The organism is Duganella sp. 3397 (assembly GCF_031456625.1).
Taxonomy (GTDB): Bacteria; Pseudomonadota; Gammaproteobacteria; order Burkholderiales; family Burkholderiaceae_D; genus Rugamonas; species Rugamonas phyllosphaerae.
Window position 1 is genome coordinate 638415 of sequence record NZ_JAVDVB010000001.1, and the last position, 11897, is coordinate 650311.

7 protein-coding genes are annotated in these 11897 nt (G+C 61.3%); 4 read left to right on the plus strand and 3 right to left on the minus strand.

The window, feature by feature from the left end; all coding sequences use genetic code 11:
* Window positions 1-90 precede the first annotated feature (90 nt).
* The 3 genes from rpoC to J2X54_RS02835 all read left to right on the plus strand — a co-directional run bounded on the left by rpoC (window position 91) and on the right by J2X54_RS02835 (window position 5740).
* On the plus strand, window positions 91-4323 hold the full coding sequence (rpoC, locus tag J2X54_RS02825; RefSeq protein ID WP_070246951.1) for a DNA-directed RNA polymerase subunit beta': 4233 nt from the start codon (window positions 91-93) through the stop codon (window positions 4321-4323).
* 109 nt (window positions 4324-4432) lie between these two features.
* Complete coding sequence (locus tag J2X54_RS02830) at window positions 4433-5041, plus strand: winged helix-turn-helix domain-containing protein (protein ID WP_070246952.1); 609 nt, start codon at window positions 4433-4435, stop codon at window positions 5039-5041.
* Window positions 5042-5101: 60 nt separating this feature from the next.
* Window positions 5102-5740: a hypothetical protein gene (locus J2X54_RS02835; RefSeq protein ID WP_310177479.1), complete on the plus strand. Its 639-nt coding sequence runs from the start codon at window positions 5102-5104 to the stop codon at window positions 5738-5740.
* Window positions 5741-5947: 207 nt separating this feature from the next.
* Here J2X54_RS02835 and J2X54_RS02840 read toward each other — a convergent pair whose 3' ends face one another.
* The 3 genes from J2X54_RS02840 to J2X54_RS02850 form a co-directional block, all read right to left on the minus strand.
* Entirely contained in the window at window positions 5948-7768 is a 1821-nt protein-coding gene (locus tag J2X54_RS02840) for a DUF885 domain-containing protein (protein ID WP_310177481.1), read from the minus strand.
* Between the two features lie 102 nt (window positions 7769-7870).
* Window positions 7871-9040, minus strand: coding sequence for an HPP family protein (locus tag J2X54_RS02845; RefSeq protein ID WP_310177483.1), 1170 nt, complete (start codon window positions 9038-9040; stop codon window positions 7871-7873).
* A gap of 84 nt (window positions 9041-9124) precedes the next feature.
* Entirely contained in the window at window positions 9125-9601 is a 477-nt protein-coding gene (locus tag J2X54_RS02850; protein ID WP_070246956.1) for an Lrp/AsnC family transcriptional regulator, read from the minus strand.
* A gap of 162 nt (window positions 9602-9763) precedes the next feature.
* Here J2X54_RS02850 and J2X54_RS02855 point away from each other — a divergent pair, with 162 nt between their 5' ends.
* On the plus strand, window positions 9764-11824 hold the full coding sequence (locus J2X54_RS02855; protein WP_310177487.1) for an aminotransferase class V-fold PLP-dependent enzyme: 2061 nt from the start codon (window positions 9764-9766) through the stop codon (window positions 11822-11824).
* Window positions 11825-11897 lie beyond the last annotated feature (73 nt).

The window sequence follows — 11897 nt, forward strand, 5'->3', positions numbered from 1 at the left end:
TTTGAGCCTTCGTGATGCACGCTCAGCATGGATTCCCGCTTTCGCGGGAATGACGACTTTGAAAGAATTTAATCACTACTGGAGTGATACATGAAAGCACTGCTCGATCTATTCAAGCAAGTACAGACGAACGAGACCTTTGACGCGATCAAGATCGGTCTCGCTTCGCCTGAAAAAATCCGTTCGTGGTCCTACGGCGAAGTTAAAAAGCCGGAAACCATCAACTATCGTACCTTCAAGCCTGAGCGCGACGGCCTGTTCTGCGCCAAGATCTTTGGCCCAATCAAGGACTACGAATGCCTGTGCGGCAAGTACAAGCGCCTCAAGCACCGCGGTGTGATCTGCGAAAAGTGCGGCGTTGAAGTCACCCTGGCCAAAGTGCGTCGTGAACGCATGGGCCACATCGAACTGGCGTCGCCAACCGCGCACATCTGGTTCCTGAAGTCCTTGCCGTCGCGCCTGGGCATGGTCCTGGACATGACCCTGCGGGACATCGAACGCGTGCTGTACTTCGAAGCATACGTCGTGACCGATCCAGGCATGACCCCGCTGAAGAAGTGCCAGATCATGTCGGAAGACGACTACGCCGCCAAGTACGAAGAGTACGGCGACGACTTCACCGCCTTCATGGGCGCCGAAGGTATCCGTGAACTGCTGCGCTCGATCGACATCCACCGCGATGCCGAAACCCTGCGCGTGGAACTGAAGGAATCGAAGTCCGAAGCGAAGATCAAGAAATACGCCAAGCGTCTGAAAGTGCTGGAAGCGTTCCAGCGTTCGGGCATCAAGCCTGAGTGGATGATCATGGAAGTGCTGCCGGTGCTGCCGCCGGAACTGCGCCCACTGGTCCCGCTGGACGGCGGCCGTTTCGCGACCTCGGATCTGAACGATCTGTATCGCCGCGTGATCAACCGTAACAACCGTCTGAAGCGCCTGATGGAGCTGCGTGCTCCAGAGATCATCACGCGTAACGAAAAGCGCATGCTGCAAGAAGCAGTCGACTCGTTGCTGGACAACGGCCGTCGCGGCAAAGCGATGACCGGCGCCAACAAGCGTCCGCTGAAATCGCTGGCCGAGATGATCAAAGGTAAGGGCGGTCGTTTCCGTCAGAACTTGCTCGGTAAGCGCGTCGACTACTCGGGCCGTTCGGTCATCGTGGTGGGCCCACAGCTGAAACTGCACCAGTGCGGTCTGCCGAAGCTGATGGCCCTCGAGCTGTTTAAACCCTTTATCTTCAACAAGCTGGAACTGATGGGTCTGGCTACGACCATCAAGGCAGCGAAGAAACTGGTTGAAATTCAGGAACCAGTGGTTTGGGACATCCTGGAAGACGTGATCCGCGAACACCCGATCATGCTCAACCGTGCACCAACCCTGCACCGCCTCGGTATCCAGGCGTTCGAGCCGGTCCTGATTGAAGGTAAAGCAATCCAGCTGCACCCACTCGTTTGCGCGGCGTTCAACGCCGACTTCGACGGTGACCAGATGGCTGTGCACGTACCGCTGTCGATCGAAGCGCAGATGGAAGCACGTACGCTGATGCTGGCGTCGAACAACATCCTGTTCCCGTCGAACGGCGAACCGTCGATCGTTCCTTCGCAGGATATCGTGCTGGGTCTGTACTACGCGACCCGCGAAGCGATCAATGCGAAAAACGAGGGCATGCTGTTCCCTGACGTGTCGGAAGTCATCCGTGCCTACGACAACAAGGAAGTGGAACTGACCACCCGTATCACGGTGCGTATCGTCGAGAATCCAAAAGATCTCGAAACGGGCGAGTTCGTCCGTACCGTTACCCGCTACGAAACCACGGTTGGCCGCGCCATTCTGTCGGAAATCCTGCCGAAAGGCCTGCCTTTCTCGGTGCTGAATCGCGCGCTGAAAAAGAAAGAAATTTCCAAGTTGATCAACACCTCGTTCCGTAAGTGCGGTCTGCGCGCGACGGTCGTGTTTGCTGACCAACTGATGCAGTCGGGCTTCCGCCTGGCAACCCGCGCCGGTATTTCGATCTGCGTGGACGACATGCTGGTACCGCCACAAAAAGTCACCCTGATTTCGGCTGCAGAGTCCGAGGTCAAACAGATCGAGCAGCAATACGCTTCGGGTCTGGTGACCGCCGGCGAGCGTTACAACAAGGTCGTCGACATCTGGGGCAAGACCTCGGACGAAGTCGGCAAGGCCATGATGGACCAGCTGAAAGTGGAAGACGTCATCAAGCGTGACGGCACCAAGTCGACCCAGGAATCGTTCAATGCGATTTACATGATGGCCGACTCGGGCGCACGTGGTTCGGCAGCGCAGATTCGCCAGCTGGCCGGTATGCGTGGTCTGATGGCCAAACCGGACGGTTCGATTATCGAAACGCCGATTACCGCGAACTTCCGCGAAGGTCTGAACGTGTTGCAGTACTTCATTTCGACCCACGGCGCTCGTAAAGGTCTGGCCGATACGGCACTGAAAACCGCGAACTCCGGTTACCTGACCCGTCGCCTGGTTGACGTGACCCAGGATCTGGTCGTGATCGAAGATGATTGCGGCACGTCCAACGGTACCGTCATGAAGGCGCTGGTTGAAGGTGGTGAAGTCATCGAAGCGCTGCGCGACCGTATCCTCGGCCGCGTGGTGGTCAACGACGTCGTCAATCCGGAAAACCAGTCCACCCTGTACGAAGCTGGCACCCTGATGGACGAAGACATGGTCGAAGAGATCGAGCGTCTGTCGATCGACGAAGTCAAGGTTCGCACGCCGCTCACTTGCGACACGCGCTTCGGCCTGTGCGCCAAGTGCTACGGTCGCGACCTGGGCCGCGGCATGCTGGTCAACTCCGGCGAAGCAGTCGGCGTGGTGGCAGCGCAGTCGATTGGTGAGCCTGGTACCCAGCTGACCATGCGTACCTTCCACATCGGTGGTGCGGCATCGCGTGCAGCAGTGGCATCGTCGGTGGAAGCGAAGTCGAACGGTACCATCCGTTTCACCTCGACCATGCGTTACGTTACCAACGGCAAGGGCGCGCAAATCGTCATTTCCCGTTCGGGCGAAGTGCTGATTACCGACGACCACGGCCGTGAGCGTGAGCGTCATAAAGTGCCGTACGGCGCGACCCTGATCGTCAAGGATGGCCTGGTCATCAAGGCCGGTACGGCCCTGGCAACCTGGGATCCGCTGACCCGTCCGATCATCACCGAGTACGCTGGTACGGTGCGTTTCGAGAACGTCGAAGAAGGCGTGACCGTGGCCCGTCAGGTGGACGAAGTGACCGGTCTGGCCACGCTCGTTGTGATCGATGCCAAGCGTCGCGGTTCGCTGACCAAAACCCTGCGTCCACAGGTCAAACTGTTGAACGAAGAAGGTCACGAAGTGAAGATCGCCGGTACCGAACACGCTGTAGCGATCGGTTTCCAGGTTGGCGCACTGATCATGGTGAAAGACGGCCAGCAAGTGTCCGTGGGTGAGGTTCTGGCGCGTATCCCGACCGAATCGCAGAAAACCCGTGACATTACCGGTGGTCTGCCACGCGTGGCCGAGCTGTTCGAAGCACGTTCGCCGAAAGACGCGGGCATGCTGGCGGAAGTCACCGGTACCGTGGCCTTCGGTAAAGAAACCAAGGGCAAGCAGCGTCTGGAAATCACGGACATGGACGGCAACAAGCACGAGTTCCTGATCACCAAGGACAAGCAAGTGCTGGTTCACGACGGCCAGGTAGTGAACAAGGGCGAGATGATCGTGGACGGCCCGGCCGATCCACAAGACATCCTGCGCCTGCTCGGTATCGAAGCGCTGGCGCGTTACATCGTTGACGAAGTGCAGGACGTTTACCGTCTGCAAGGCGTGAAGATTAACGACAAGCACATCGAAGTGATCGTACGCCAGATGTTGCGTCGCGTTCAGATCGTCAACGCCGGCGACACCAACTATATCGTTGGCGAGCAGGTCGAGCGTTCGGAACTGCTGGACGAAAACGATCGTATGGACCGCGAGAACAAGATTCCTGCGACCTACGAAAACGTCCTGCTGGGTATTACCAAGGCATCGCTGTCGACCGATTCGTTCATCTCGGCCGCATCGTTCCAGGAAACCACCCGCGTGCTGACGGAAGCGGCGATCATGGGCAAGCGCGACGGTCTGCGCGGCCTGAAAGAAAACGTGATCGTTGGTCGTCTGATCCCGGGCGGCACTGGTCTGGCGTTCCACCGCGCCCGCAAAGAGAAGGAACTGTGGGAAGTGGAAGAGCGTCAAGCCCTGCTGCAAGCAGAAAAAGCTGCCATGTCTGGTGGCGATGTGGAAGTGACCGAATCGGTGACTCCGCACGGCGACGAAGCGTAATTCAGCTTCCAGTCCTCCAAGAACGGCGCCTGCGGGCGCCGTTTTTTTATGCCTGCCACCTTTGTTTTGCGCTGCCAGCAACTGATTTATACATGCTAAGATCTGGCTCATGATCGCTCAAGCCCTCTTCACTCCCGCCCAGCAGAAACTGCTGGGTTTGCTTTTTATACGCACCACCGACGGCTACCACCTCAACGAAATCATGCGCCTGACTGGCCTGGGCAGCGCCTCGGCCCAGCGCGAGTTGAAGCGCCTGCACGAGGCGGGCGTGATCGTCTCCGAGCGCATCGGCAACGTGCGCCGGTTCAAGCCGAACGTTGATTGCATGGTCTACGAAGAACTGACGAGCGTGGTGAGAAAGACGTTTGGCCTGGTCAGCGTGCTGAACTCGGCGCTGGCGCCGTTGCAGCGCGTGCTCAACGTGGCGTTCGTGTACGGCGCCACGGCCAAGGAGCACGAGGGCATGAACACGCCGGTGGAGTTGCTGCTGATCGGCGAGAACACCAGCTACGGTGAGCTGCTGTCGCGGCTGCCAGTGGCGGAGCGCTTGTTGCGCCGAAAAATCAATCCCAACCTGTACACGCTGCCGGACTTCAAGCGGCGGTTGCGCGAGCAGCAGGGGTTTATCTTGCAGGTGCTGCGGGAGCAGAAAATTTATGTGCTCGGTGATGAGGCGGATCTGGAGAAAATTGTTGCCGAGGTGACTGCGGGTGATTAAAAAGTTCACCGCATGGCCTGGATTTGTACCGAAATGAGTAAATTTCGCCCTTGAGCTTGCTTGACCGCCGTTTCGCTCACTTGGAGAATACAAAGGGCTGAAGGTTTTCAGATGACGCCTTTCAGGAGTTATCTTGGAAATTCAACATGTCTACTGGTTGCCGAGCTTTGGTTGGTTCGCAATCAACATTATTATTCCCGTGATCGGCCCGTTATTCCTGCTTTGGCTGGTTGGCATTCCACCGTCCACTGCACCGTTGGCAACCACCATGTTGTCAAGTCGATTGGGAAGGGCGAATTGTTGTGGGCCGTGATGGGGATGGCTGCTGCCACCTGTTATGAACTTGTCTCCCTACAGGAGATAAAGACGATCAAGGTGTGGTCTAGCCCGATATGCGTTGCTTTCGGTATTCACATCTTGTTGATCGTGGTATCGGTATTTATCGTTGGGCTCAATTCCCTCGATCTGCCAACTGGACATGTATTTCGTTATCCTCATATCAGGGATATGCGTATTTTTGCCGGCTCTATCTTGTCCATGGTAGTTGTGATTGTGACTTACTCGGCGACCCACGCAACCCTCGTCGACCAAGAGCATAAGAGGGCGGCCGTCGACAGGCAAGCGATGCGGGACCGCTTGGAACACTGTCTGCTAGATGCCCAGCAACGCGACACGAACTGTTTGAAGGAAATAAAATGAGCGGATTAATAGCAAAACTGGAGACCGATCTGGCTGCACGTGTCCTTGCCGGAAAGATCCTTTCCGGCATACTGGGCGTAGTCTCAATTGCGGCTGCAGTAGCGACGGCTTATCTTTCCTGGAGCTTGTAAGCGCGCTCACTGCGCCTTGCATTTGCCCGACCGGTCAAGTCGCCCCAGGATATCCGTTCCCATCACGGCCTATTGATCACTGCTGCTGCGCAATCCACCGGTCCACCTTCTCCTCCAGCAACGCCAGCGGCAAGGTGCCATCGCTGAGCACTACCTCGTGGAACTTCGGCAAGCTGAAGCGCTCACCGAGCGCTTCCTCCGCGCGGTGGCGCAGCTCGACGATTTTCAGCGAGCCGATCTTGTAGCCCAGCGCCTGTGCCGGCCAAGCCATGTAGCGCTCGGTTTCGCTTTTTGCCACTTCGTCGTAGCCCAGCGTTTCGCGCATGTACTTGATGCTTTGCTCGCGGGTCCAGCCTTTGGCGTGCATGCCGGTATCGACCACCAGGCGCGTGGCGCGCAGCAGTTCGTCGTTCAGGTGGCCGAAATACTGGGCCGGATCGTCGAACAGGCCCATTTCCTTGCCCAGCGTTTCCGAGTACAGCGCCCAGCCTTCGGTGAAGGCATTGTTGCCGCCGAATTTGCGGAAGTCGGGCAGGTTCAGTTCCTGCATCAGGGCGATGTGGAAGTGGTGGCCGGGCTTGCCTTCGTGCAGGAACAGGGTGGTCATGCCGGTGCTGCCGTACTTGGTCGGATCGGTCACCACCGACCAGAACACGCCGGGGCGCGAGCCGTCGATGGCCGGCGGCGTGTAGTGGTCGGAGGCAGTGTCGCGGCTCAGTTCGGGTTCCAGGCGCAGGTCGAGCTTGGCCTTGGGCACCAGCGTGAACATCAGCGGCAGCTTGGTGTCGAGCACGTCGTTGAGCTTGTGGTAGACCGCTTGCACTTCCTGTTCGGTCTTGAACGGACGGAACTTCGGTTGCGCCGCCACCCATACCGGCAGGCCGGCTGCTGGGCCGTTGTAGCCGAGCTTGGGTCCGAGCACTTCGAACTGCGACTGAATGCGCGCCACTTCGCGCAGGCCGATCGCATGGATCTCGTCCGGTTTCAGCGAGGTGGTGGTGGCGTTGGCCACGCGCGCCTGGTACCAGGCGGCGCCGTCGGGCAGGGCGCCCAACCCGGTCGAGGTGCGGCAGGCGGGGATGTAATCTTTTTCCACGAAGGCGGCCAGGCGGCCCAGGGCCGGCATGATCTGCTCGGCGATCTGCTTGCGGTAGGCTTCGGTCAGGCGCGCCTTGTCGGCAGCGCTGAAGCTCGCTGGCAGGTTCTTGATCGGGGTGTAGTAGATGCTCTGTTCGGGCGTGTCGCTGAGCAGCTTCTTGTACTGCGGCAGGGCCGAGATCATGATCGCTTTCGGCTGGGTGATGCCCTTCTTGATGCCGTCGCGCATATTGGCAATCGCCTGGTCGATCCACGCCGGCATCTGGCTGATACGGCTCAGGTAGGCGTCGTATTGCGTCACGGTGCCGATCGGCTGCGATGCCTGGCCGCCGGCGTAGTTAGCCAGGGTGACCGGCACGCTGTCCATCTGGTTGATCGGCAGCAAGTGCTCGGGGAAGCGCTCCATGGCGATCAGGCCGCGCAGCTCGTAGCGCAGGATGTCGTAGTCGAGGCGGTCTTCGGCGTTCAATACTTCCCGCTTGATGGCTTTCACGCGCTTGGCGAAATCGCGGTACAGCTTGAATTGCAAGGCGCGCTTGCCGGGCGAGATGCTCAGGCCCAGTTGCGCGTCGTAACGGTTGTCGCCGTTTTCGGTGGCGCCGATCGGCTCGAAGCGAGCGACGGCGTCGTAGTATTCGGTGGCAATCGCTTGCAGCGCCTGGTGCGCCGGGGTGGCGCTCACGCGCGGAACCGGGCGGTTGGCGGCGTCGGCCAGCGGCAGGGCGAAGGAATTGCTGAGGGGTATGAATGCCAGCGCGACGGCGAGGCTGGCGGTAGCGATACGGGTTGTGCACTTCATGTCTGTTTCCTGGTCCATGGTGAATCTAGCGCGACTAGGATAAGCCATGCGCGGCTATGCCGCGCAACAAATTGTATCAATCGAAACCGGGCTGGCAATGACTCAGGCTGCCGCCTCCGCCAGCCTGGTTTGGTACAGCGCGGCCACCAGGTCCGACTGGGTGATGATGCCGGCAAAACGGTCTTCCGCATCGACGATCGGAATATGGTGGAAGCCCGAGTTGGCCATCAGCGGCACCAGGTCGACGATCGGCGTATCGAGCCGCGCGGTGGTCGGATGGTGGCTCATGATCTGGCCCACCACCTCGGCTTTTTCGGTGTGGGTGACGCCGCTCTTGCGCAAGAAGCGCTGCAACTGGCTGCGCATGCCGCTGTAGCTGTCGAGACCGCCGTGCTCGAGGAAATCGGTCTGGGTGACGATGCCAATCACGCGCCGCGCACGGTTGAGCACGGGAAGGGCCACCACGCGGTGGTTGCGCATCAGTTGCCAGGCCGGCTCCAGTTCAGTGCCGAATTCGGCGCTGACGATGTCGCGCGACATGATGTCGGCGCAGGTGATCACGCCGAAGCGACGCTGGTAGGCGCGCTGCTCGGTTTGCATGAACAGCGATTCGAGATCATCGCGGCTGATGTCGAGCACCTGGTTGTATTGCCTGAGCACGGCGTCGAGGTCTTCGGTCTTGAAGCCGAGCCGCAACGTGGGCGCTTCATCTTTGGTGCCGTGGACGTTGACGGTCGTGCTTTGCTGCACGTGCGGGTAGCGCCGTCCGGTCAGGTTGTTGTAGATGATGGCCATGGTAACCAGCAGCGCCGTGTCGACCGCTACCGTCAGCAACACGAACTCGAAGCCGGCCGCGTGGACCACCGGGCCGCCCAGCACGGCAGTCAGCGCCACCGCGCCGCCAGGCGGGTGGATGCAGCGCATCATGAACATGGTGGCAATCGCCAGGCCGACAGCCAGGCCGCCCAGCAGCGGCAGCGGCAGGCTGTCGCCGAGCCAGCGCACGCACGCCACGCCCACCAGCCCGCTGACGACGTTGCCGCCGAACACAGACCACGGTTGCGCCAGCGGGCTGGCAGGCACCGCGAACAGCAGCACGGCCGACGCGCCCATCGGCGCGATCATGAAGATGGAAGTGCCAGTCGGCGCCAATACATAATGGGCGAACAGGGCGGTGACGAGCAAGCCGCACAGGGCGCCGGCAGCGGCGCGCAGTTGTTCCGGGCGGCTGACGTTGCTGGGGCCGGGAAGCCAGCTGAAGAATGCGCGCATAGCGTTAGTTCAAGTATTGAGACGCGGCATTATCTCACGGCATGATATTTCTTGCACCACGGTGGTGCACTTTGGCGCGGCCGATCAGGCGTAAGGCACCAGGTCGAGTGGCAGTGCGGTTGTAAACTTGATCTGCTCCATCGAAAACGCCGACGATACGCCGGTCAACTGACCCACCTTGATCAGCCGTTTATAAAATGCGTCATAGCCTTCGATATCGGTGGTGACCACCTTGAGCAGGTAGTCGACATCGCCGCTCATGCGGTGGAATTCCTGCACCTCGGGCAGGGCCATGACGGCGGCGGCAAAGCGGTCGAGCCACTTGGCGTCATGCTGGCCGGTACGCACGCTCACGTACACCGTCACCGGCAAGCCCACCTTGCGGCGGTTGACGATGGCCACCCGGCTCTCGATATAACCTTCCTCTTCCAGCCGTTTGACCCGCTTCCAGCATGGCGTGCTCGACAGCCCGACTTTTTCGCTGAGCGCAGCGACCGACAGGGTGCCATCGATTTGCAGGGCCGCCAGGATGGCGCAATCGTATTTGTCGAGTGAGTGCATGGGGTAGCTGTGCAGGATGAAAGAAAATTCATTCTACACAGTTTCATTCGCTAGCATGAACATGCTTTTTTCGGTGCAAAATGGAGGTAGCTTTGGCATATTTTCTCGGGGAAAGTTCGCTAAACTGTTTAGCTCATATTCACCGCCTTCCCGCCTCTTAAAATGAATAACGAAATCTACCTCGACGGCAACGCCACCACCTGCATTCTGCCTGCCGCTGCGCTTGCCGCTGCCGACATCATGGCCGAACGTTATGGCAACCCCAGCAGCTCGCACGGCACCGGCCTGCGCGCCAAGGTCGTGCTCGACCAGGCGCGCCAGTGCGCGGTGCGCCTGCTGGGCGCGGGCGAGGGCAGGCTGATGTTCAACAGCGGCGCCACCGAGGGCATCCAGACCGCCGTGCTGTCGGCGCTGGTGGCGGTGCGCGAGCGCCAGGTTCGCGGCGAGTCGGTCGGCAGCCTGCTGGTGTACGGCGCCACCGAGCACAAGGCCGTGCCGGAGGCGCTGGCGCACTGGAACCGCCTGCTGGGCACCAATCTGAAGCTGACCGCCTTGCCGGTCGATGGCGGCGGCCTGCACGACCTGGCTGCGCTGCGCGCGCTGGCGCCCGACGCCGCCATGATCTGCACCATGGCCGCCAACAACGAAACCGGCGTGGTCAGCGACCTCGACGGCATCGCTGCCGCCATCGAAGCGAGCGGCACCACCGCGCTGTGGATGGTCGATTGCGTGCAGGCGCTGGGCAAGCTGCAACTGAACCTGGCCTCCACCCGCATCGACTACGCGCCGTTCTCCGGCCACAAGCTGCACGCGCCCAAAGGGGTAGGCATGTTGTACGTGCGCGCCGGCGCGCCGTTCACGCCACTGGTGATGGGCGGCGGCCAGGAAACCGGCCAGCGCTCGGGCACCGAAAACATGGCCGGCATTGCCGCACTGGGCGTGGTGCTGGCCGCGCTCGAACGCGGCGATACCTTCCCTTCGCACGCGCAGTTGCACGGCTACCGCGCGCGCCTGGCCGACGCCCTGCGCGCGGCGCTGCCGGGCGTCGTGTTCAACAATGCTTTCGAGAAATCGCTGCCCACCACGCTCAACTTCGCGGTGCCGGGGGTATCGAGCCGCGAGCTGATGGACGTGTTCGACGCGGCGCGCGTGCGCGTCAGCGCCGGCAGCGCCTGCTCGGCCAGCAAGGCTGCACCGAGCTACGTGCTTGACGCCATGGGCTTGCCGCTGTGGCGCAGCGCCGGCGCCATCCGCATGTCGTTCGGCGCCATGGTTGACGAGGCCACCATCGCCACCGCCTGCCAGCGCATTGCCCACTGCGGCGCCGCGCTGCGCGCCGCCGGCATGATCGCCGACCAGCCCAGCGCCGAGCCCGACGACGGCTTGCTGCAGCTGGGCGTGGAAGGCGAGTGCGGCTGGCTGGTGCTGGACGCGGCCAGCCGCAGCTGCATCGTCATCGACCCGTTGCCCCCATTAACTGCCCGCATCACCGCCATCGTGCGCGGCCACAACTACCGGGTGCTGGCGATCGTTGCCACCACCGCTGGCGCCGACCATGCGCCGCTGGTGAAATCGCTGGGCGCCCACTACGACGCCGAAGCGCTGACCGACGCGTTCGGCTGGCCGGCGATCACCGCCCATCGGCTCACGCTCGCTGATGGCGCCGAAGTGAACGCGATTGCCATCGGCGGCCAGGTGCTGGCGCAGGTGGCAGCAGGCGAGGGCGCGCGCGCCTACCTGCTCGGCGTCAAGGACGGCGTCCACCTGCCGGCCGACCTGGTGCGGTTTGCCTTTACCGCCCACGCCGAATCGCAGGTGGCTGCCGTCACCACTGAGCAGACCCTGCTGTGCCCAACGCGTGACGCGCGCAACCAGCTGTGCGCAGGCCACGCCGACGTGGCCTGCGCTGCCGACCTGCAACTCGACAGCCACGCGCTGGACGCCTTCCTGCAAGCCCATCCCGATGCAATGCTGGTCGATGTGCGCGAGCCGTACGAGTTTGCCGCCACTATCGCGGCAACCGCTGGTGCACGCGCGGCGCAGAGCGTGCCGCTGAGCCGCCTGGTCGAGCACGCCAGCCTGTGGCTGCGCGGCGGCACCCACCAGCCGCTGGTGTTCGTGTGTCGCAGCGGCAACCGCAGCATGAAAGCTGCGCAATGCCTGCGCCGGCTGGGCCACGCCAGCAGCTACAGCCTCACCGGCGGCCTGGCGCTCGCTGCCTGAGCCACTCAACGATCAATCAATAAGCTGATTGAAGAAGGGCCGCCTCGAGCGGCCCTTTGCACATATGTTCGTA